General features: G+C 61.5%; 21 protein-coding genes. 10 read left to right on the top strand and 11 right to left on the bottom strand.

The genetic code is table 11. From position 1 onward, the window contains the following. Window positions 1–317: 317 nt before the first annotated feature. From BFP89_RS13325 to cmoB, 3 genes are all read left to right on the top strand, one after another. Window positions 318–707, top strand: a complete 390-nt coding sequence (locus BFP89_RS13325) for a protease inhibitor I42 family protein (RefSeq protein WP_065885937.1) — start codon at window positions 318–320, stop codon at window positions 705–707. A gap of 138 nt (window positions 708–845) precedes the next feature. Beyond that, on the top strand, window positions 846–1,589 hold the full coding sequence (cmoA, locus tag BFP89_RS13320) for a carboxy-S-adenosyl-L-methionine synthase CmoA (RefSeq protein ID WP_065885936.1): 744 nt from the start codon (window positions 846–848) through the stop codon (window positions 1,587–1,589). After that, window positions 1,586–2,542 carry a tRNA 5-methoxyuridine(34)/uridine 5-oxyacetic acid(34) synthase CmoB gene (gene cmoB / locus BFP89_RS13315; RefSeq protein ID WP_065885935.1) on the top strand — a complete coding sequence of 319 codons (957 nt, stop codon included), beginning with the start codon at window positions 1,586–1,588 and terminating at the stop codon, window positions 2,540–2,542. The genes cmoA and cmoB overlap by 4 nt, the downstream gene beginning before the upstream one ends. A gap of 142 nt (window positions 2,543–2,684) precedes the next feature. Here cmoB and tadA read toward each other — a convergent pair whose 3' ends face one another. From tadA to lptF, 10 genes are all read right to left on the bottom strand, one after another. Then, complete coding sequence (gene tadA / locus BFP89_RS13310; protein ID WP_065885934.1) at window positions 2,685–3,179, bottom strand: tRNA adenosine(34) deaminase TadA; 495 nt, start codon at window positions 3,177–3,179, stop codon at window positions 2,685–2,687. Further along, on the bottom strand, window positions 3,179–4,561 hold the full coding sequence (locus BFP89_RS13305; protein ID WP_065885933.1) for a multicopper oxidase family protein: 1,383 nt from the start codon (window positions 4,559–4,561) through the stop codon (window positions 3,179–3,181). Before BFP89_RS13305 ends, tadA begins: the two co-directional genes overlap by 1 nt. A 192-nt stretch (window positions 4,562–4,753) precedes the next feature. Next, window positions 4,754–5,497, bottom strand: coding sequence for a pyridoxine 5'-phosphate synthase (gene pdxJ, locus BFP89_RS13300; protein WP_065885932.1), 744 nt, complete (start codon window positions 5,495–5,497; stop codon window positions 4,754–4,756). Window positions 5,498–5,548: 51 nt separating this feature from the next. Further along, window positions 5,549–6,238 (bottom strand): DNA repair protein RecO, encoded by a 690-nt coding sequence (gene recO / locus BFP89_RS13295; RefSeq protein ID WP_065885931.1) that lies wholly within the window; start codon window positions 6,236–6,238, stop codon window positions 5,549–5,551. Window positions 6,239–6,381: 143 nt separating this feature from the next. Next, window positions 6,382–7,284 carry a GTPase Era gene (gene era / locus BFP89_RS13290; protein ID WP_043204836.1) on the bottom strand — a complete coding sequence of 301 codons (903 nt, stop codon included), beginning with the start codon at window positions 7,282–7,284 and terminating at the stop codon, window positions 6,382–6,384. Further along, window positions 7,277–7,966: a ribonuclease III gene (gene rnc, locus BFP89_RS13285; RefSeq protein WP_003188856.1), complete on the bottom strand. Its 690-nt coding sequence runs from the start codon at window positions 7,964–7,966 to the stop codon at window positions 7,277–7,279. Before rnc ends, era begins: the two co-directional genes overlap by 8 nt. Before the next feature lie 144 nt (window positions 7,967–8,110). Continuing rightward, window positions 8,111–8,965: a signal peptidase I gene (gene lepB, locus BFP89_RS13280; RefSeq protein ID WP_065885930.1), complete on the bottom strand. Its 855-nt coding sequence runs from the start codon at window positions 8,963–8,965 to the stop codon at window positions 8,111–8,113. 5 nt (window positions 8,966–8,970) lie between these two features. Further along, complete coding sequence (gene lepA / locus BFP89_RS13275; RefSeq protein WP_003210439.1) at window positions 8,971–10,770, bottom strand: translation elongation factor 4; 1,800 nt, start codon at window positions 10,768–10,770, stop codon at window positions 8,971–8,973. 154 nt (window positions 10,771–10,924) lie between these two features. Beyond that, the gene (gene lptG, locus BFP89_RS13270) at window positions 10,925–12,004 is read right to left on the bottom strand and encodes an LPS export ABC transporter permease LptG (RefSeq protein ID WP_065885929.1); all 1,080 of its coding nucleotides are present in this window, start codon (window positions 12,002–12,004) and stop codon (window positions 10,925–10,927) included. After that, the gene (gene lptF, locus BFP89_RS13265; protein WP_065885928.1) at window positions 11,997–13,115 is read right to left on the bottom strand and encodes an LPS export ABC transporter permease LptF; all 1,119 of its coding nucleotides are present in this window, start codon (window positions 13,113–13,115) and stop codon (window positions 11,997–11,999) included. The genes lptG and lptF overlap by 8 nt, the downstream gene beginning before the upstream one ends. 285 nt (window positions 13,116–13,400) lie before the next feature. On the opposite strand from lptF, the gene BFP89_RS13260 reads away from it, so the two are divergent. From BFP89_RS13260 to rlmF, 5 genes are all read left to right on the top strand, one after another. Continuing rightward, window positions 13,401–14,888 (top strand): leucyl aminopeptidase, encoded by a 1,488-nt coding sequence (locus tag BFP89_RS13260; protein WP_065885927.1) that lies wholly within the window; start codon window positions 13,401–13,403, stop codon window positions 14,886–14,888. 145 nt (window positions 14,889–15,033) lie between these two features. After that, window positions 15,034–15,462, top strand: a complete 429-nt coding sequence (locus BFP89_RS13255; protein ID WP_065885926.1) for a DNA polymerase III subunit chi — start codon at window positions 15,034–15,036, stop codon at window positions 15,460–15,462. A 7-nt stretch (window positions 15,463–15,469) separates the two neighbouring features. After that, on the top strand, window positions 15,470–15,844 hold the full coding sequence (locus BFP89_RS13250) for a DNA polymerase III subunit chi (RefSeq protein WP_065885925.1): 375 nt from the start codon (window positions 15,470–15,472) through the stop codon (window positions 15,842–15,844). A 151-nt stretch (window positions 15,845–15,995) separates the two neighbouring features. Next, a complete protein-coding gene (locus BFP89_RS13245) occupies window positions 15,996–18,842 on the top strand; it encodes a valine--tRNA ligase (protein ID WP_065885924.1) in 2,847 nt (948 codons plus the stop codon). Between the two features lie 226 nt (window positions 18,843–19,068). Continuing rightward, window positions 19,069–20,085, top strand: coding sequence for a 23S rRNA (adenine(1618)-N(6))-methyltransferase RlmF (gene rlmF, locus BFP89_RS13240; protein ID WP_065885923.1), 1,017 nt, complete (start codon window positions 19,069–19,071; stop codon window positions 20,083–20,085). Window positions 20,086–20,265: 180 nt separating this feature from the next. Here rlmF and BFP89_RS13235 read toward each other — a convergent pair whose 3' ends face one another. Continuing rightward, window positions 20,266–20,547, bottom strand: coding sequence for an HU family DNA-binding protein (locus tag BFP89_RS13235; protein ID WP_005785131.1), 282 nt, complete (start codon window positions 20,545–20,547; stop codon window positions 20,266–20,268). Window positions 20,548–20,944: 397 nt separating this feature from the next. Between BFP89_RS13235 and yejK the strand changes: the two genes are divergently transcribed. Beyond that, a complete protein-coding gene (yejK, locus tag BFP89_RS13230) occupies window positions 20,945–21,949 on the top strand; it encodes a nucleoid-associated protein YejK (RefSeq protein ID WP_065885922.1) in 1,005 nt (334 codons plus the stop codon). Then, entirely contained in the window at window positions 21,949–22,299 is a 351-nt protein-coding gene (locus tag BFP89_RS13225) for a glutaredoxin family protein (protein WP_065885921.1), read from the top strand. Before yejK ends, BFP89_RS13225 begins: the two co-directional genes overlap by 1 nt. Window positions 22,300–22,483: the final 184 nt, after the last annotated feature.

The following is a 22,483-nucleotide window of genomic DNA, read 5'->3' as shown; positions in this document are numbered from 1 at the left end:
GAGGTGCCGAGTGGTGGGGCAAGAGCGTTTTGCTTACTTTTGCGCTTTTCAAAAGTGAGCCGCTGTAAAAGCGGAACCCATAGCAGCCGTTACCACAGAAACGGATATGTACTCAACCCAATCCAACATCCTGGTCGGCCCTGAGGCCGCCATCGGGGGCAAGCCCCCTCCCACACTTGACCGCATTCCAATGGATGTTCTCGGTCAAGTGTGGGAGGGGCCCCGATGAGGCCCGACCTGCCAACCCACCCCCTCCTGTCACACCCGGCCCCATCTTCGGTTATGCTCGCCCTTCGTCGTGTATAAACGGAGCCCCCATGACCGCAGCCCGCCTGCTTCTCCCCCTGAGCCTTGCCCTGCTCGCCGCGTGCGCCAGTGCGCCGAAGCAAAACGTCACCGTGGACAACCAGAGCGCCTGCCCGCTCCCGCTTAAAACCGGACAAACCCTGATACTCACCCTGCCCAGCAATCCCACCACCGGCTATCGCTGGGCCATCCAGGACTCCGCCGGCGGTGCACTGCGCGCATTGAGCCCCGAGGTCTACAGCAGCAGCGAATCCGGCGTGATCGGCGGTGGCGGCCAGTCGACCTGGCGCTTCCAGGCGTTCGCCCCAGGCCAGGGCCGTTTGCGCCTGACCTCCCAGCAACCGTGGGAACCGGAAGCTGAACCCGTCGAGATCTTTGAATGCGCGATTACGGTGAACTGATGGGTCAAGGCTGTGGTGACGTGCTGATTCCGGCACCGCGTTCATCCAGAATGTCTGCGTAATCGTTGACGACCATCGCAGGCAAGCCAGCTCCTACGCTAAAATGCCGGCCTTTCCCCCTTCGTCGCCGGAACAACCGTGAGCAAAGAACCCGATCGCCTATTCGCCCAGCCCCTGCCCCAGGTGCCGGACTTCGCCTTTAACGAGGACGTGGTGCGGGTGTTCCCGGACATGATCAAGCGCTCGGTGCCCGGTTACCCGACCATCGTCGAGAACCTCGGCGTGCTCGCCGCCCAGTTCGCCCAGCCGGACAGCGTGCTGTATGACCTGGGCTCGTCCTTGGGCGCGGTCACCCAGGCCCTGCGCCGCCATGTGCGCACCGAGGGTTGCCGGGTGATCGCAGTGGATAACTCGACGGCGATGGTCGAACGCTGCCGCCAATACCTCAATGGCCAGGACTCGATGTTCCAGGAGTTACTGCCGGTGGACGTGATCGAGGGCGATATCCTTGCCCTGCACTTCCAACCGGCCTCGGTGGTGGCGTTGAACTTCACCCTGCAATTCATTGCCCCCGATGAGCGCCTGGCGTTGCTGGGGCGTATCCGTCAGTCGCTGCTGCCGGGCGGCGCACTGATCCTCTCGGAAAAGCTGCGCTTCAATGATGCCCAGGAACATGGGTTGCTGACCGACCTGCATATCGCGTTCAAGCGCGCCAACGGCTACAGCGAACTGGAAATCGCGCAGAAGCGCAGCGCCATCGAAAACGTCATGAAGCCCGACAGCCTCGAAGAACACCGCGAACGCCTGCTGGCGGCCGGGTTCTCGAAAGTCGTGCCGTGGTTCCAGTGTCTTAACTTTGCCTCGTTGATTGCCTTGCCATGATTGATTTGTCTCCCCTCGCCCGCCATCTGGTCGGTACTCCCCTGGCCGTGTGGGCCCAGGGCCTGCAAGCGCAGCTCGATAGCAAGATGGAAAAAGGCCATGGCGACCTGGAGCGCTGGCAGAGTGCTTTGGACGCACTGCCAAACATCCAGCCCAGTGACGTAGACCTGTTGAACGGCCTGGTGCTGGACACGGATTGCGACGACGAGACTCGCGCCCAGATGCACACGGCGCTCATGGGGCTGAGCCCCTGGCGCAAAGGCCCGTTCCACCTGTTCGGCGTGCATGTGGACACTGAATGGCGCTCTGACTGGAAATGGTCCCGGGTGGCGCCGCATCTGGACTTGAAGGGCAAGCGCATCCTCGATGTGGGTTGCGGCAATGGCTATTACATGTGGCGCATGCTCGGCGCCGGCGCCGACAGCGTGATTGGCGTGGACCCCAACTGGCTGTTCTTCTGCCAGTTCCAGGCGGTGCAGCGTTACCTGTCCCAACCCAGGGCCTGGCACCTGCCGTTCCCGTTCGAAGACCTGCCGGCGAACCTTGAAGGCTTCGACACGGTGTTTTCCATGGGCGTGTTCTACCACCGCCGTTCGCCGATCGAACACTTGCTGGCGCTGAAAGACACGCTGGTCAAAGGCGGTGAGCTGGTGCTGGAAACCCTGGTGGTGGACGGCGATCAGCAGCAAGTGCTGGTGCCGGAAGACCGCTATGCGCAGATGCGTAACGTGTGGTTCCTGCCGTCGGTTCCGGCGCTGATGCTGTGGCTGCGCCGCGCCGGATTCAGCGATGTGCGCTGCGTGGATGTGAGCGTGACCACGGTCGAGGAACAACGCGGGACGGCGTGGATGAAGTACCAGTCGCTCAGTGATTTCCTCGATCCCGAAGATCACAGCAAGACCATTGAAGGGCTGCCGGCGCCGATGCGGGCGGTGATCATCGCCAGGAAATAACGGTGAGTTATCACTGAATATATGGAGATCCAAATGTGGGAGGGGGCTTGCCCCCGATAGCGGTGTATCAGCCATGGATGTGGTGACTGACACTCTGCTATCGGGGGCAAGCCCCCTCCCACACTTTTATCCTCAGTGTTCTTTAGAGTGGAGGCTTGGCCCGGCGAGCCTTGAAGAATTCACTCAACACTGTGCCGCACTCCTCGGCCAGCACCCCGCCTTCAAACAGGACCCGATGGTTGAGAAAACCCTGGGTAAAAAACTGCCCCTGGCTCTGCACGATCCCGGCCTTGGGCTCCAGTGCGCCATAGACCACCCGTGCAATTCGCGAATGCACGATCAGGCCCGCGCACATGCTGCACGGTTCCAACGTCACATAGAGGGTGCTGCCCGGCAGGCGGTAATTGCTGACGGCGTGGGCGGCCGCGCGGATCGCGACCATCTCGGCATGGGCACTGGGGTCATTGCCGCTGATCGGGCAGTTGAAACCGCGGCCGATGATCTCACCGTCCTGCACCAGCACCGCGCCTACCGGCACTTCACCCAGCGCCGCGCCCTGGGCGGCGAGTGCCAGGGCTTCGCGCATGAAGTCCTGGTCGCGGCTGCGGTCGATGATCGCGGGGCGAACCTGGCGCATCACGCCACCTCGATGGCGGCCATCAGGCCGGTTTCCATATGGTCGATCACATGGCAGTGGAACATCCACACCCCCGGGTTATCCGCCACCAGGGCTACGCGGGCGCGTTCGTTCTTGCCCAAGAGATAGGTGTCGGTGAAATACGGGATGACCTTGTGGCGGTTCGATGCAATGACCTTGAAGCTCATGCCGTGCAGGTGGATCGGGTGCTGGTACTGGGTCATGTTCTTCAATTCGAAAATGTAGCTCTTGCCCTTCACGAGCTTGGCAATGGGGCGGTCGGCGCAGGTCTTGTCGGTGATGTCCCAGGCCTGGCCGTTGATCTGCCACAGGCTCGGCGGCTTGCCGTTGTCGACGTTGACCGACACCGAACCGACCCATTCGAAATTGAAGTTGAGTTTCTCGGCATTGGCCAGGTCCGGTTCGGCAACCGGGTTGGCCGGCAGCGCCGGGGGCCACTCGGTGGGCGCGTCGGTGTTGGCCACCGAACGGAACGTGCCCAGGCGCACCGGGCCATTGCGGATCGACAGCTCTTCGCCGGCGGGCGGCGCCTTGATCGCCAGGCAGATACGCATGCCAGGGCCCAGCCAGTATTCCTTGCCCAGCGGGCGCGGCTCGATGGGGTTGCCGTCCAGCGCGTAGATCTGCGCGTCGACATCCGGAATGTTGATGCGATACGTCAGGGTGTTGTCGAGGTTGAGCAGGCGCACCCGGGTGATCTGCCCGGCCGGCAGGTCGATCACGGCCTGGGACACGCCATTGATGGTGGATAAACGCCCCGCCGTGCCGCCACGCGCCGCCTCACGGGGGATGCTGAAGGCGACAAAGGCGCCCTCTTCGTCCACGTGCCAGCTTTTCAGGCTGAGGGTGCGTTCGTGTTTGAAACCGGTGGGCTCGCGCTCCTCGATGATCAGCGGTCCGACCAGGCCCCGGCCGAGCTCTTCGCTGCTGTTGACGTGCGGGTGATACCAGTAGCTGCCGGCGTCGGGCACACGGAACTTGTAGTCGAAGTATTCCCCTGGCAGTACCGGCAACTGCGAGACGTAGGGCACGCCGTCCATCTCCAGCGGCAGGCGGATGCCATGCCAGTGGATGGTGGTGGCGACCGGCAGGTGGTTGATAAAACGCACCCGCAGCCACTCGCCCTGGCGTACGCGCAACTCGGTGCCGGGCGCCGAAGGGCCGAACGCCCAGGCCTGGGTGGTGTGGCCCGGCACCAATTCCACGTCCAGGGGCGCTGCGATCAACTCGTAATCGTGCCCCGCCTCGGACTCGGCGACCTTCCCCAGCCAGTAGCGGTAGCCGCCACCGGCACCCACGCCCACTACGGCCAGGCCTGCAAGACCACCCAGGATTTGTCGACGGGAAAAGGATCGGGACACAACAACCTCACGTATCTGCCACAGGCACAGGGCCCGCAAAGGGCGGATACGATACACCTGCGAGCGCTAAACAGTAAGGGTTCGCATGTGGGAGGGGGCTTGCCCCCGATTGCGGTGTGTCAGGTAAAAATAGACTGACTGACACACTGCTATCGGGGGCAAGCCCCCTCCCACATTGGATCTTCAGTGTTATTAGTGTTTGGCGGCCGCCAGGATCAGCGCCTTCATCTCGGCCACGGCGCCTTTGAAACCGACGAACAGCGCATGGGCCACCAGCGCATGGCCGATGTTCAGTTCGTTGATGCCCTTGATCGCCGCCACGGCTTCGACGTTGTGGTAGTGCAGGCCATGGCCGGCGTTGACGATCAGGCCTTCGCCAAGCCCGCAGTTCACGCCGTCGATGATGCGTTGCAGCTCTTCAGCCACTTCGGTCGGCGTGGTGGCATCGGCGTAGCGACCGGTATGCAGTTCGATGGCCGGGGCGCCGACGCGGCGTGAGGCCTGGATCTGACGCTCGTCGGCGTCGATGAACAGCGACACTTCGCTGCCGATCTTCGACAGGCGCTCCACGGCGGCCTTGATCCGTGCTTCCTGGCCGGCCACGTCGAGGCCGCCTTCGGTGGTCAGTTCCTGGCGGGTTTCCGGCACCAGGCAAATGTGCGCCGGGCGGATGCGCTCGGCGAACTGCATCATTTCTTCGGTGACGCCCATTTCGAAATTCATGCGGGTCTGCAGCACGTCCTTGAGCAGCAGCACGTCGCGCTCCTGGATATGGCGGCGGTCTTCGCGCAGGTGCACGGTGATGCCGTCGGCGCCCGCTTCTTCGGCGTCCAGCGCGGCCTTGACCGGGTCCGGGTAACGAGTGCCCCGGGCCTGGCGCAGGGTGGCGACGTGGTCGATATTGACGCCAAGAAGAATGCGATTGCTGGTGGTCACGGAAGCGCTCCTGAAAAGGGAAAGAATCGGTGCACAGCATACACGGGGACGTCAGGGCTTTCGAAACAACTCGCGACTGACCAGCGGCCGTCCGCCCAGGTGCACGGCCAGGGCCTGGCGCATCAGGCGCTTGGCGGCGGACAAGGCGCCGGGGGCGGTCCAGTCCGCTTCGCTCATGGCCAACAACTCGGTGCCCTGGAACAGGCCGGGTTGCAACAGGTACACGCGCTCAAGGCCCGCGTCCACTTGCAGGCGATACAGCCCGTCGGCGGCGACAGGGTCACCGTGCAGGTCGTTGTGCAATTCAAAGCCGTAGCCCAGGTCATCCAGCAGGCGCCATTCAAAGGCCCGCAGCAGCGGTTCCAGGGGACGGCCTTCAGCGAGGGCGAGCAAGGTGGCGGCGTAGTGATCGAAGACGGCCGGATGCGGGTCTTCGGCGGGCAGCAGGCGGATCAGCAGCTCATTGAGGTAGAGACCGCTGAACAGCGCATCGCCATTGAGCCAGGCGGACGTGCCGACGCTTTCCAGGCGGCCGACATTCTTCAGCTCGCCCTTGCCGCGAAACTCCACGTCCAGGGCCACGAACGGCCGCGCCAGCGTACCGGCCTTGCCCCGCGCGCTGCGCAGAACCGCGCGCAGACGGCCCTGGGGCGTGAGGAAGTCCACCAGGGCGCTGGTCTCACGGTAGGCGCGGCTGTGCAGCACATAGGCGAGCTGGCTGGGAGGCGGGGATTGGGACATGGGTTCTCGATCTTGAAAACAACATCAACCGAATGTGGGAGGGGGCTTGCCCCCGATGGCAGTGTGTCAGTCACTTATCCATTAACTGACCCACCGCTATCGGGGGCAAGCCCCCTCCCACATTTTTCTGACCCTGCGGGGTCTTACAGGTCGCCGTAGCCCAGGGAGCGCAATGCGCGCTCATCATCGGACCAGCCACCCTTAACCTTCACCCACAGGTTGAGCATGATCTTGGAATCGAACAGCAATTCCATGTCCTTGCGCGCCTCGGTGCCGATGCGCTTGATGCGCTCGCCCTTGTCGCCAATGATGATTTTTTTCTGGCCGTCACGCTCAACGAGGATCAACGCATGGATGTGCAGGGTTTTGCCCTGCTGCTTGAACTCTTCGATTTCAACGGTGATCTGGTACGGCAGCTCGGCGCCCATCTGGCGCATGATTTTCTCGCGCACCAGTTCCGCAGCAAGGAAGCGGCTGCTGCGGTCGGTGATCTGGTCTTCCGGGAAGAAGTGCTCGTTCTCCGGCAGGTAGCCGGCAATCACGCGCTCCAGGGCTTCGAGGTTGTGGCCGTGCTGCGCCGAGATCGGCATGATCTGGGCATTCGGCAGTTGTTCCTGCAGCCAGGTCAGGTGCGGCATCAGTTCGGCTTTGTCTTCGATACGGTCGGTCTTGTTCAGCGCGACGATCAACGGGCCGGTGACGTACTGCACGCGCTCCAGAACCATCTGGTCTTCGTCGGTCCACTTGGTGCGGTCGACCACGAAAATCACCACGTCGACGTCTTTCAACGCCGCCGAAGCGGTCTTGTTCATGTAGCGGTTAAGCGCCTTTTCACCGCCCTTGTGCATGCCGGGGGTGTCGACGTAGACCGCTTGCACGGTGCCTTCGGTCTTGATGCCCAGCATGTTGTGGCGGGTGGTCTGCGGCTTGCGCGAGGTGATCGCGAGCTTCTGGCCGAGGATGTGGTTGAGCAGCGTGGACTTGCCCACGTTGGGGCGGCCGACGATGGCAACATAGCCACAGCGTGTTGCGGTTGAATCAGTCATGGCCATTCTCCACGCCCAGGGCAATCAGTGCTGCAGCGGCCGCTACCTGTTCGGCAATACGACGGCTCACACCCTGACCTCGGCTTTTTTCGTTCAGTAAGGTGATTTCACATTCCACGAAGAACACGCGGCAATGCGGCTCACCCTGGATATCCACCACTTCGTAGCGTGGCAGTTCGCAACCGCGCGACTGCAGATATTCCTGCAGGCGGGTCTTGGGGTCCTTGTTGGTGTCGACCAGCGTCAGGCTTTCGATTTCCGAAGCCAGCCAGGCGACCACGCGCTCCTTGGCCGTCTCCATCCCTGCATCGAGGTAGATCGCCCCGATCAAGGCTTCCAGGGCATCAGCCAGGATCGACTCGCGACGGAAACCGCCACTTTTCAATTCACCGGAACCGAGGCGCAGGTACTCGCCCAGGCCGAAACCGCGAGCCAGCACCGCCAGGGTCTCGCCTTTCACAAGACGGGCGCGCAGGCGCGAAAGCTGGCCTTCGCGCGCTTGCGGGAAACGCTCGAACAGCGCCTCACCGGCGGCGAAGTTGAGGATGGCGTCACCGAGGAATTCCAGGCGCTCGTTATTGCGCCCTGCAAAGCTGCGGTGTGTGAGGGCAAGGACCATCAATTCCTGGTCCTTGAAGGTGTAGCCGAGCTGGCGCTCGAGACGACTCAGAGAAACGGTCACGGTTTATCCATATCTAGTTGGTGGCACCGGCGGCCATCGACGATTGACGCAGTGTTCAAATTCACATCCTGATGGGTACCGGGCATCGGAAAATGTCCAAGCCCCAGAAAAGCATTCGGCGCTGTGATCACAGCGCCGCCTGTATTACTTGATCAGCCCGACCCGCGAGAAGTTCGGCAGGTGGCTGAGCTTGGGTTCCGGCCAACTCATCCAGACCGCGAAGGCTTTGCCGACGATATTCTCGTCGGGCACCATGCCCAGCAGGTCCTTGGGAATAGCGGGGTCATCCCAGTAGCGACTGTCGTTGGAGTTGTCGCGGTTGTCGCCCATCATGAAATAGTGCCCGGCAGGCACTTTCCACTGGCCATCGGGCATCGCGCGGTAACGGCTCATTTCCTTGCGGATCTGGTGCTCTACCGCACCGAGTTTTTCCTGGTACAGCTCGGCGCTGCCCAACGTGTTCGGCTCGGCGCCCAACAGTTTTTCAGCCACCGACTCACCGTTGATGAACAGGCGCTTGTCGCTGGTGTAGCGGATCACGTCGCCCGGCAGGCCGACCACACGCTTGATGTAGTTGACGTTCGGGTCGCTCGGGTAACGGAACACCATCACATCACCGCGCTGCGGGTCACCGACTTCAATCACCTTCTTGTCGATCACCGGCAAGCGAATCCCGTAGGAAAACTTGTTCACCAGAATGAAGTCGCCCACGTCCAGGGTAGGTTTCATCGACCCCGAAGGGATCTGAAACGGCTCCACCAGGAACGAACGCAGCACCAGCACGATGAACAATACCGGGAAGAACGATTTGCCGTATTCGACCAGCAAAGGCTCTTTGTTGAGCTTCTCGACCACCACGGCATCGGGCTGGCTGACGCTGCCCTGATAGGACGCGATAGCCGCCCGCCGACGCGGGGCGAAGAACACCAGATCGAGCAACGCCAGGAAACCACAGACGGCAACGGCGATGACCAGCAACAGCGGGAAATTTAGCGACATAGGACCTAACTATCCAACCTGAGCACAGCAAGGAAGGCTTCTTGTGGAATTTCCACATTGCCCACTTGCTTCATGCGTTTTTTACCGGCCTTTTGCTTCTCAAGCAGCTTGCGCTTACGGCTGACGTCGCCACCGTAGCATTTGGCCAGTACGTTCTTTCTGAGTGCCTTGACGGAGGTCCGCGCAATGATCTGCCCGCCAATGGCGGCCTGGATCGCAACGTCGAACATCTGACGCGGAATCAGTTCTTTCATCTTCTCGGTCAACTGGCGACCTTTGTAGTGCGCATTGTCCTTGTGCACGATAAGTGCCAGGGCATCAACCTTGTCGCCGTTGATCAATACATCCAGCTTCACCAGATTAGCCGACTGGTAACGGTCGAAATGGTAGTCCAGCGAAGCATAGCCGCGACTGGTGGATTTGAGACGGTCGAAGAAGTCCAGGACCACTTCGTTCATCGGCAAATCGTAGGTCACTTGCACCTGGGTACCGAGGAACAGCATGTCGTGCTGCACGCCACGCTTTTCGATACACAGGGTGATGACGTTGCCCAGGTGCTCCTGCGGCACCAGGATATTGGCGCGCACGATCGGCTCACGCATGTCTTCGATGGAAGACAGGTCTGGAAGCTTGGAGGGGTTGTCGACGTAAATCGTTTCACCGGTTTTCAGCGCCAGCTCGAAAATAACCGTCGGCGCGGTGGTGATCAGGTCCAGGTCGTATTCGCGCTCCAGGCGCTCCTGGATGATCTCCATGTGCAGCATGCCGAGGAACCCGCAACGGAAGCCGAAGCCCAGGGCGTCGGAGCTTTCCGGGGTGTACTGCAACGACGAGTCGTTGAGGGTCAGCTTTTGCAGGGCTTCGCGGAAGTCTTCGAAGTCGTCGGAGCTGACCGGGAACAGGCCGGCATAGACCTGCGGCTGAATGCGCTTGAAGCCTGGCAGCACGTCGACATCCGGCGTGGAGCTCAGGGTCAGAGTGTCACCGACCGGCGCACCGTGGATGTCCTTGATACCGGCGATGATGAAGCCTACTTCGCCGGCTTTCAGATCAGTGGTGGCGGTATGCTTGGGGTTGAACACGCCGACGCTGTCCACCAGGTGGATCTTGCCGGTGGACTTGACCAGGATCTTGTCGCCCTTCTTCACGCGGCCATGGCGCACGCGCACCAGGGAGACAACGCCCAGGTAGTTGTCGAACCAGGAATCGATGATCAACGCTTGCAGCGGATCTTCGTAGTTGCCGGTCGGCGCGGGGATGGTCTTGACCAGGCGCTCGAGCACTTCATCGACGCCCAGGCCGGTCTTGGCGCTGCACTCGACGGCGTCGGTGGCGTCAATGCCGATGATTTTTTCGATTTCTTCCTTGACGCGGTCCGGATCGGCCTGTGGCAGGTCGATCTTGTTCAGCACCGGCATCACTTCCAGGCCCTGTTCGATGGCGGTGTAGCAGTTGGCCACGGACTGGGCTTCAACGCCCTGCCCCGCATCCACCACCAGCAGCGCGCCTTCGCAGGCGGCCAGGGAGCGGCTGACTTCATAGGTGAAGTCGACGTGGCCCGGGGTGTCAATGAAGTTGAGCTGGTACTTGATACCGTCTTTGGCGGTGTAGTACAGGGTAACGCTGTGGGCCTTGATGGTGATCCCGCGCTCGCGTTCGAGGTCCATGGAGTCCAGGACCTGGGCTTCCATTTCACGCTCGGCAAGGCCGCCGCACATCTGGATGAATCGATCGGCCAGCGTCGACTTGCCATGGTCAATGTGGGCGATGATGGAGAAATTGCGGATATGACTCAAATCACTCACGGATGAACACTCAAAAAGGCTGCAGGCAGATTGCCCGCTGAAAAATAGCCGGGAATTGTACCTGATGCTCGGCCCAGACGTCATCTTTGCTGACGAACACAAAAAAGCCCCGTTTCCACGGGGCCCAATGTTGCAGGAGCGAGCTTGCTCGCAATCAGCCGGCTCGACGCAGCAACCAGAACCCGGCCACGGCGCAGATAAACGTCGGCACCAGCACCGCGAATAGCGGCGAAAACCCGAATACCAGGCTCGAAGGCCCGAGCAAGTCCTGGGCGATGCGGAAGGTGAAGCCCACCAACACGCCGGTGAATACCCGCTGGCCGAGGGTCACGGAACGCAACGGGCCGAAGATAAAGGAGATCGCCATCAGCACCAGCGCGGCGGTGACCACCGGTTGCAATACCTTGACCCAGAACGCCAGCCAGTAGCGGCCATTGTTCAGGCCCTGGTCCTTGAGGTAGTGGATATAACTCCAGAGACCCGAGATCGGCAGGGTTTCCGGAACCATGATCACCGTATTGAGCAGCTCCGGCTTCAGCGCGATATCCCATGTCTGGGTGGGTTCATTGACCACTTCGGTGCTGGCATTGAACCCCTGGCCCACATTATGGAACAGCGTGGTGGTGACCTCGCTCAGTTGCCATTGCGCGCCATCGTATTGCGCACGCTTGGCGAAGCTGGAGCTGAGCATGTGCCGCTCTTTGTCAAACGTGTAGCGCGTGACCCCGATCAACAACCCGCCGGGCTGCACGGCATTGATGTGGATGAACTGGTCGCCCTGGCGGTGCCACAGGCCGTGTTTGGAACTCTGCGCATCGCCGGAACCCTGGGCCAGGGCGCGATTGGCCTGGGCGGTGGCTTCGGACGGTGGCGCGACGTATTCGCCGATCAGCACGCTGCACGCCATCAGCAGCAGCATCGGCTTCATGACCGCCCAGACGATACGCCCGATGGACACGCCCGCCGCGCGCATGATGGTCAATTCGCTGTTGCTGGCCAGGGTGCCCAGGCCGATCAGGCAGCCGATCAGGCCGGCCATCGGCATCATGTCGTAGAGACGACGCGGCGCGGTCAGCGCCACGAAACTCAGTACGTCCATGACGGTATAGGTATCGGTAACGTTGCCCACTTCATCGATGAAGGCGAACAGCGAGGCCAGGCCCAGGATGATGCCCAATACCGCCAGGATGGCGATCAGTACGCTGCTACCAATGTAGCGATCGAGCTTAGCCACGAGCCAACTCCTTCAGGCCACGACGGCTCTTCATTTTCAAACGGATAGGCTCCCAGTAGAGCAGCCCCAGGCCGATCACCAGGAAAATCCCGTGCACCCACCACAGGCCCAGGGCGGGCGGCAACTTGCCCTTTTCCAGGGAGCCACGGGCGGAAATCAGGATGGTCAGGTAAGCCATGTACAGCAGGATCGCCGGCAGCAGCTTGAGGAATCGGCCCTGGCGCGGGTTGACGCGCGACAGCGGCACCGCCATCAAGGTCACGATAAACACCAGCAGCGGCAGCGACAGGCGCCATTGCAGCTCGGCGATGGAGCGCAGTTCCTGGCTGCCGAACAGCGAGGCGGTGGGCAGTGCGTCGCGGTCGGTGACTTCGTCGCTGATATCGGGCTTGGGCAGCATCACGCCGTAGGTGTCGTATTTGATCACGCGGTAATCGGCCAGGCCCGGGCTGCCATCGTAGCGATAGCCGTTGTCCAGGATCAGGTAGCGGCTGCCGTCGGGGTGCACTTCCTGGCGGCCGCCGTCGGCCACCAGGATCGAGATGCCACGGTCTTTCTGGTCCTTGCCGAGGTTTTTCTGGGAAATGAACACGCCGCTCAGGTTGGAACGGTCTTCGGTCATTTCTTCGGTGTAGGTCACGCGCGTGCCGTCGTTGAGCGCCTGGAAACGCCCGGGCTCGAGGGTGTCGAACTCGGTCATCGCGTCCTGCTTGTTCAGCAGCAGTTGGAACTGCATGGCGCCCTGGGGTGCCAGGCTCAGGCTCAACCAGGCCACCACCAGGGCAACGCCGGCGGCCGGCACCATGGTCATCGCCAGCAGGCGCTGCTGGCTCATGCCGGTGGCGGACAGCACGGTCATCTCGCTTTCGAGATAGAGCCGGCCATAGGCCAGCAGAATGCCAAGGAACAGGCCGAGCGGCAGGATCAGTTGCAAAAAGCCCGGCAGGCGAAAGCCCATGATCAGGAACAGCGAGCCCGGATCCAGGGCGCCGGAGGCAGCCTGCGCAAGGAATTTGACGAAACGACCACTCATGATGATGACCAGCAATACCGCACTCACGGCACTCAGGGTCAACAGGACTTCGCGGGATAGATAACGGAAGACGATCAAACCAGACACTCCAGGGTTGTCAGGCTAAGGCGGCCAAACAAGCAAGCATACCGAGTCGACCCGTTTATCACGGGTCGGCTAAAAAGATGGCGCATTATCCTGTGATTGACCGCGCCTGTCACTGCGCAACCTCATGCGCATGCACAAAGCGTGCTTCGAGGGTTGTCAGGCTTCGCCTGCGAGGTTCAAACTGCGGCCTTTGTCGCTGGCGGCTTACAAGGCTGCCGCGCTTTTAAAGCCTGGGTAAAAACGCCAGGCTCACCGACCTTTATAAGGGACCCGAAAATGGAATTGGTTGTAAAAAGCGTTAGCCCCGAAACGTTGAAAACCGCCACCCTCGTGGTCGCTGTCGGCGAAGGCCGCACACTCGGCGTTGCCGCCAAGCAACTGGATGAACTGAGCGGCGGCGCCATCAGCGCCGTGCTCAAGCGCGGCGACCTGGCCGGCAAAGTCGGCCAGAGCCTGCTGCTGCACAGCCTGCCGAACCTCAAGGCCGAGCGCGTGTTGCTGGTGGGCGTGGGCAATGACGCCGAACTGGGCGACCGTCCGTTTCGCAAGATCATCAGCGCCATCCTCACCACGCTTAAAGGCCTGGGCGGCAGCGACGCGGCACTGGCACTCGACGAAATCGTCATCAAGGGCCGTGACAGCTACGGCAAGACCCGCCTGCTGGCCGAAAGCCTGGTGGACGGCGGCTACGTCTTCGACCAGTTCAAGAGCCAGAAGGCCGACCCCCGTGCCCTGAAAAAAATCACCCTGCTGACCATCAAGGCCGCCCAGGCTGAAGTCGAGCGCGCCGTGACCCACGCCACCGCGATCGCCAAGGGCATGTCGTTCACCCGCGACCTGGGCAACCTGCCGCCGAACATCTGCCACCCCACCTACCTGGGCGAACAGGCCAAGGCGCTGGGCAAGGAGTTCAAGGGCCTCAAGGTTGAAGTGCTGGACGAGAAGAAGATCAAGGAACTGGGCATGGGCTCGTTCTATGCCGTAGGCCAGGGCAGCGACCAGCCGCCCCGCCTGATCGTGATGCAATACAACGGCGGCAAGAAGTCCGAGAAGCCTTACGCCCTGGTGGGCAAAGGCATCACCTTCGACACCGGCGGCATCAGCCTCAAGCCGGGCGCCGGCATGGACGAGATGAAGTACGACATGGGCGGCGCCGCCAGCGTGTTCGGCACCCTGCGTGCCGTGCTGGAACTCAAGCTGCCGATCAACCTGGTGTGCATCCTGGCCTGCGCCGAGAACATGCCGAGCGGCGGTGCTGCCCGCCCAGGCGATATCGTCACGACCATGAGCGGCCAGACCGTGGAAATCCTCAACACCGACGCCGAAGGCCGCCTGGTGCTGTGCGACGCCCTGACCTACGCCGAACGCTTCAAGCCGCAGGCGGTGATCGATATCGCCACCCTGACCGGCGCCTGCGTGGTTGCCCTGGGCGCCCACACCTCGGGCCTGCTGGGCAACAACGACGAGCTGATCGAGCAACTGCTCAGCGCCGGCAAGGCTGCCGACGACCGCGCCTGGCAACTGCCGCTGTTCGATGAGTACCAGGAGCAACTGGACAGCCCGTTCGCCGACATCGCCAACATCGGCGGCCCGAAAGCCGGCACCATCACCGCCGCCTGCTTCCTGTCGCGGTTCACCAAGAACTTCAACTGGGCGCACCTGGACATCGCCGGCACTGCATGGGCCAGCGGCAAGGACAAGGGCGCAACCGGCCGTCCGGTGCCCCTGCTGACCCAATACCTGCTGGACCGCGCCAAGGCCTAAGCGCCACCGGCCCTTCTGTAGGAGCGAGCTTGCTCGCGAAGATCGCCAACGATAACGCGCCCATCCCGGATGAACGCGGTGTCCTCTGGTTTTTCGCGAGCAAGCTCGCTCCTACAGGACTGGCGGGCCAGCACCAGGAACCGCAATGACCCAAGTCGACTTCTATATATTGCCCAGCGCCGACCCGTCCGCGCGCCTGGACTTTGCCTGCAAGCTCACCGAAAAGGCCTGGCGCATGGGCCATCGCATTTACCTGCATTGCAGCGATGCCGCCCAACGCGAGGACCTCGATGCCCGCCTGTGGCGCTTCAAGGGTGAAAGTTTCCTACCCCACGGCCCCGCCGAATCGGAACCCGACGGCGTGGTAGTGCTGGGCCTGGGTGACAGTTGCGGCGACCACCATGACCTGCTGGTCAACCTGGACCTGAAAGTACCGGCCTTTGCCAAGGCCTTCGCCCGTGTGGCGGAAGTGGTGGTGGAAGACCCGGCTATTCGTCAGGCCGCGCGGGAGAGTTTCCGTTTCTACCGCGAACAGGGCTATCCTCTGCAGGACCACCGGCTACAACGACTTTGAGCACATGATGGACACGCCCAATCCGCTGAAAAAAGACGACCACCTGCTGGACGACCTCGAGTCGATCCGCCAGCTGCTGGGTGATGATGGCTTGCAACCGCCGCTGTTGACCGAAACGGCCGATGGCGAGATACAGATCCCGCTGTTGTTCGACATGGTCGGCAACAAGTCTGCTGCGCCGGAGCCAGCCATTACCGAGCCCGCCCCCGCTGCCGAAAAAGCCCCCGACGCCCTGCTGCTGCACCTGGACAACGAACTGCGCGCCGCCGCGCAATTGATCATGCAAGACGTGATCGATGATTTTTCGCCGCATATTGAAGCCGAGATCAAACGGCGAATGGATGCGCGAATGGAGCGGCTGCTCAGCCAATACCAATCCTGAACCAAACCGAGATCCCCTGTGGGAGGGGGCTTGCCCCCTCCCACATTTGGTTGCATACACCTTAAGCCCTGTCTTCGCCTCGCCCTGCGCTCTATCCCCCGTTATACTTGCCGGCTTTCCTGAATAAATGCCAACTAGGGTCCCGCCGCGCATGGATAAGACCTACCAGCCCCACGCTATCGAAACTTCCTGGTACAACACCTGGGAGTCGGAAAACTATTTCGCCCCACAAGGTGCGGGCGACTCGTACACCATCATGATTCCGCCACCGAACGTCACTGGCAGCCTGCACATGGGCCATGGCTTCAACAATGCGATCATGGATGCGTTGATCCGTTTCCGCCGCATGCAGGGTCGCGACACCCTGTGGCAACCGGGTACCGACCACGCCGGTATCGCCACCCAGATGCTGGTGGAACGCCAACTCGAAGCCACCGGCCAGAGCCGTCACGACCTGGGCCGCGAGAAATTTCTCGAGAAAATCTGGGAATGGAAAGACCAGTCCGGCGGCAATATCAGCCGTCAGATCCGTCGCCTGGGTTCCTCCGTGGACTGGAGCCGCGAGCGCTTCACCATGGACGATGGCCTCTCGGAAGCGGTGAAGGAAGCCTTCGTGCGCCTGCATGAAGACGGCCTGATCTACCGTGGCAAGCGTCTGGTCAACTGGGACACCAAGTTGCACACGGCGATTTCCGACCTCGAGGTGGAAAACCACGACGAGAAAGGCTTCCTGTGGAACCTCAAGTATCCGCTGGCTGACGGCGCCAAGACCGCCGAGGGCAACGACTACCTGATCGTCGCCACCACCCGTCCGGAAACCATGCTCGGCGACGCCGCCGTTGCGGTTAACCCGAACGACGAGCGCTACCAGGCGCTGATCGGCAAGTTCGTCGAGCTGCCATTGGTCGGCCGCCGCATCCCGATCATCGCCGACGACTACTGCGACCCTGAATTCGGCACCGGCTGCGTGAAAATCACCCCGGCCCACGATTTCAACGACTACGAAGTCGGCAAGCGCCACAACCTGCCGCTGCTGAACATCTTCGACAAGAATGCCGCCGTGTTGCCGGCCTGCCAGGTGTTCAACCTGGACGGCACGCTGAACGAGAGCATCGACGGCAAGATCCCGGCCGAATACGCCGGTCTTGACCGCTTCGAAGCGCGCAAGCAGATCGTTGCCGCCTTCGACGCTGCCGGTTTGCTGGTGAGCGTTGACGACCACGGCCTGAAAGTACCGAAGGGCGACCGCTCCGGCACCGTGATCGAGCCGTGGCTGACCGACCAGTGGTACGTGTCCACCAAGCCGCTGGCCGAGCCTGCCATTGCCGCCGTGGAAGACGGCCGCATCCAGTTCGTGCCTAAACAGTACGAAAACATGTATTTCTCGTGGATGCGCGACATCCAGGACTGGTGCATCAGCCGTCAGCTGTGGTGGGGCCACCGGATTCCGGCCTGGTACGACGAATCGGGCAAGGTGTATGTAGGCCGCGACGAAGCCGAAGTGCGCGCCAAGCACAACCTCGGTGCCGACATCGCCCTGCAACAGGACAACGACGTACTGGACACCTGGTTCAGTTCGGGCCTGTGGACCTTCTCGACGTTGGGTTGGCCGCAGCAGACCGAATTCCTGAAGAAATTCCACTCCACCGACGTGCTGGTCACCGGCTTCGACATCATTTTCTTCTGGGTTGCCCGGATGATCATGCTCACCATGCACTTGGTGAAGAACGACGACGGTACCCCGCAGGTGCCGTTCAAAACCGTGTACGTCCACGGCCTGGTGCGTGATGGTCAGGGCCAGAAGATGTCCAAATCCAAAGGCAACGTCCTGGACCCACTGGACATCATCGACGGCATCGAACTCGAAGCGCTGGTACAGAAACGCACCTCGGGCCTGATGCAGCCCAAACTGGCGAAAAAGATCGAGAAGCAGACCCGCGACGAGTTCGCCGACGGCATCGCCAGCTATGGCACCGACGCCCTGCGCTTCACTTTCTGCTCGCTGGCCTCCACCGGCCGCGACATCAAGTTCGACATGGGCCGCGTCGAAGGCTATCGCAACTTCTGCAACAAGATCTGGAACGCCGCGCGCTACGTGCTGGATAAAGGCGAAGACTGCGGCCAGAACGGCGAAGCCTTCGAACTGAGCCTGGCCGACCGCTGGATCATTTCGCAGTTGCAGCGCACCGAAGCCGAAGTGACCCGCCAGCTGGACCAGTTCCGTTTCGACCTGGCCGCCCAGGCCTTGTACGAGTTCATCTGGAACCAGTATTGCGACTGGTACCTGGAACTGTCCAAGCCGGTGCTGTGGGACGAAAACGCGCCGGTCGAACGCCAGCGCGGCACCCGTCGCACCCTGGTGCGCGTACTGGAAGTGGCGCTGCGCCTGGCACACCCGTTCATGCCGTTCATCACCGAAGAAATCTGGCAGCGCCTGGCGCCGCTGGCCGGTGTCGAAGGCAAGACCATCATGCTGCAGCCCTGGCCGGTGGCCAATGAAGCCCGTATCGATGAGGCCGCCGAAAGCGATATCGAATGGCTCAAGACCCTGATGCTCGGCACGCGCAACATCCGCGCCGAGATGAACATCGGTCCGGGCAAGCCGCTGGCCGTGTTCGTCAAGAACGCCAGTGCCGAAGACCAGCGTCGCCTCAGCGAAAACGATGCGCTGCTCAAGAAGCTGGCCAAGCTGGAGTCCATCACCGTATTGGCCGATGGTGCCGAAGCACCGCTGTCGGCCACTGCGCTGGTCGGCGATATGGAAGTGCTGGTGCCGATGGCCGGCCTGATCGACAAGGGCGCGGAACTGGCCCGTCTCGACAAGGAAATCGCGCGCCTGCAAGGCGAAGTGCAACGCGTGGGCGGCAAGCTGTCCAACGCGGCATTCGTCGACAAGGCACCGGCGGAAGTGATCGAGAAAGAACGCGCCAAGTTGGCCGAGGCTGAACAGGCCCTGGGCAAGCTGGCGGAGCAACATGCGCGGATTTCCAGCCTGTAAGGGGCAAACCGTGTGAAAAAGAGACCTTCGGGTCTCTTTTTTTTGGCTGGAGCTCCTGCGCACGCGGTCCATGTGGGAGGGGGCTTGCCCCCGATGGCGGTGGGTCAGTTAACAGATAATTGACTGACACACTGCCATCGGGGGCAAGCCCCCTCCCACATTTGACCGAGTTGTCCTCGGGAATGTGTGACAATGGCCGCCACTTTGAGCCAACACCAGAATCAACATGACCGCCCCCAGCACACCCAAACCACCGCGCAAGAAGCCTAAAACCGCCGCCACGGCCAAACCCGTCGCGCCACGCAAAGAGGCTACCCTGCACCCGCGCAACCGCCACACAGGCCGTTACGACTTCCAGGCGCTGATCAAGACCACGCCGGAACTGGCGCAATTCGTGATCATCAATCCCTATGGCAAAGAGAGCATCGACTTCGCCAGCCCGGACGCGGTGCGGGTGTTCAACCGGGCGTTGCTCAAGTCGTTCTACGGCATCCAGCATTGGGACATCCCGGCCGATTACCTGTGCCCGCCGGTGCCGGGGCGTGCCGACTACGTGCACTTCCTCGCCGACCTGCTGGCCAGCGTCAACGACGGCAAGATTCCGCGCGGTTCCATCGTCAAGGTGCTGGATATCGGCATGGGCGCCAACTGCGTCTACCCGCTGATTGGCTACATGGAGTACCGCTGGAACTTCCTCGGCTCGGAGGTCGACCCTATCGCCGTGGCGGCTGCCAAGGCCATCGTGCAGTCCAACGACTTGAGCAAAGTCATCGAGTTGCGCCAGCAACCCAACCCCAAGCACATCCTGCTGGGCCTGCTGGAGCCTGCCGAACGCTTTGACCTGACCATGTGCAACCCGCCGTTCCACGCGTCCATGGACGAAGCGACCAAAGGCAGCGAGCGCAAGTGGCGTGCCCTGGGCAAAGCCGACCCCAAGCGCAAGCTGCCGGTGCTGAACTTCGGCGGCCAATCGGCCGAACTGTGGTGTGAGGGCGGCGAAGCGCGTTTCGTGACGCAACTGATCGCAGAAAGCGCGCACTTTGCCCACAAGGTGCTGTGGTTCAGCACACTGGTGTCAAAAGCGTCAAACCTGCCCGCGATCGAGACGGCGTTGAAAAAGGCCGGCGTGCTGGAAAGCCAGGTGGTGGAAATGTCCCAGGGGCAAAAGCAAAGCCGCTTCGTCGCCTGGACCTTCCAGACCAAGAACGAACAGCAGATCTGGCGCCAGCGCTGGGTGCGCTGACGCCAACCTGTAGGAGCGAGCTTGCTCGCGAAGGACGCCAACGATAACGCGTGCATCCTGGATAAACGCGCTGCCTGTGGGTTCTTCGCGAGCAAGCTCGCTCCTACAGTAAGACGTAAAATCGCAGGCAACAAAAAACCGTGCCCGGATCACTCCGGAGCACGGTTTTTTTACGGCGTCTTACTTGTTAACAGCGTCGGTCAGGCCTTTGGCCACAACCAGCTTGATAACTTTCTTGGCAGCGATTTCGATGGCAGCGCCAGTCGAAGGGTTACGGCCGGTACGGGCAGGACGCTCGGTCACTTTCAGCTTGCCGATACCTGGCAGAGTGATTTCGCCGCCGTTTTCCAGCTGATCGGCAACGATCTGGCCCAGTTGGTCCAGCGCTGCGCGCGCGGTGGTTTTCGGCGCGTCGATAGCTTCAGCGATATCAGCGATCAGTTGGTCTTTAGTCAAAGCCATTGTGGTGTTCCTTCCCTATCAAATTCATATGGATTGCAGAGTGCAGTGTCAGCCGTCGAGCCCGACCGTGTCGGCCTGGCGCCCCGGCTATAACCTTTGGAGAACGGGGTTATAGATGCTTGAAACGGGGATTGGTTCGACCTGACAAATGCTGAATGCACGCTTAACGCCGAGACTTGGCGTAAGACGGGGCAAAACTAGCACAGAGACGGGGAAATATCCGCCTCAACATACCCATTTGGTCAGCTTTATCGCTCTAAAGCGTGAAAAAACCCCATATGCACGGTGGGAGAACATCCAAACCGCCCTTCCAGGCGCGTCTTGACCAACGGGTGCGGTACACTGGGCAACTTTTTGCGGGAGGCTCAACGCTCCCCTTCAACCAGCCGAGAAGCCTATGCCGATCCGTCATTGCATCGTCCACCTGATCGACAAAAAACCCGACGGCACACCCGCAGTTCTGCATGCCCGTGATTCGGAGCTGTCCGAATCGGCCGCCATCGAGAACATGCTTGCCGACCTCAACGAGAGCTACAACGCCAAACAGGGCAAGGCCTGGGGTTTCTTCCATGCCGAGTCCGGCGCGCACCCGTTCAGCGGCTGGTTGAAGGAATACTTTGACGGTGGCCAGGATTTCACCACCTTCAGCCGTACCGCAGTGGAACATCTGCAGAAGCTGATGGAGGAGTCCAACCTGTCGACCGGCGGTCACGTGCTGTTCGCCCACTACCAGCAAGGCATGACCGACTACCTGGCCATCGCTCTGCTGCACCACAGCGAAGGCGTGGCGGTGACCGACGAGCTGGACGTGACGCCCTCGCGCCACCTGGACCTGGGCCAACTGCACCTGGCCGCGCGGATCAACGTGTCCGAGTGGCAGAACAACAAGCAGTCCAAACAGTACATCTCGTTTATCAAGGGCAAGAACGGCAAGAAGGTCTCGGAATACTTCCGCGACTTTATCGGCTGCCAGGAAGGCGTCGACGGCCCGGGCGAAACCCGCACCCTGCTCAAGGCGTTCAGTGACTTCGTTGAAAGCGAGGACCTGCCGGACGAGTCGGCGCGCGAGAAAACCAAGACCCTGGTGGACTACGCCAGCAGCCAGGCCAAGCTCGGCGAGCCGATGGGCCTGGAAGAACTGTCCGGTCTGATCGATGAAGAGCGGCCCAAAGCGTTCTACGACCACATTCGCAACAAGGACTATGGCCTGTCGCCGGAAATTCCTGCCGACAAACGCACCCTCAACCAGTTCCGCCGCTTCACCGGCCGCGCCGAAGGCTTGTCCATCAGCTTTGAAGCGCACCTGCTGGGGGACAAGATTGAATACGACGAAGCCGCCGGCACCTTGATCATCAAGGGCCTGCCGACCCAACTGACCGATCAGCTCAAGCGCCGTAACTGATGCTTGGCGGGGTCTTGAAGAAAGTCCTGCTGGTGTTGCTGGTGGTGGTGGTCATTCAGAACTGGGGCAAGGTCGAGCGGCTGTTCAACCCGTCGCAGGTGGTGTCCGAGCAGGTACGCAGCTCGGCGCGTGTGGTGCTTTACGCCACCGAGTGGTGTGGCTACTGCAAGCAGATCCGGCGCTTTCTGGACCAGAAGGGTGTTCCTTACCAAACCTTCGACATCGAGAAGGATGCCCAGGCGCGTAAGGCGTATGAAGCGTTGGGTGGCGGCGGGATTCCGTTTGTGGACGTCAACGGCACCTTGATCCGCGACTACAACCCCGAGGCCATCATGGCCGCCCTGAAATAACCCGGTCCTCGAAAACACCGCAGATCAAATGTGGGAGGGGGCTTGCCCCCGATGGCGGCCTCAGGGCCGACCAGGATGCTGGATCAGACTGAGTACATATCCGTTTCTGCGGTAACGGCTACTTAGGGTTCCGCTTTTACAGCGGCTCACTTTTGAAAAGCGCAAAAGTAAGCAAAACGCTCTT

This window comes from Pseudomonas sp. 31 R 17, from assembly GCF_900004915.1.
GTDB classification, from domain to species: domain Bacteria; phylum Pseudomonadota; class Gammaproteobacteria; order Pseudomonadales; family Pseudomonadaceae; genus Aquipseudomonas; species Aquipseudomonas orientalis_A.
The sequence above is the reverse complement of the archived record's forward strand: the minus strand, read 5'-3'. Positions and strand labels throughout refer to the sequence as shown.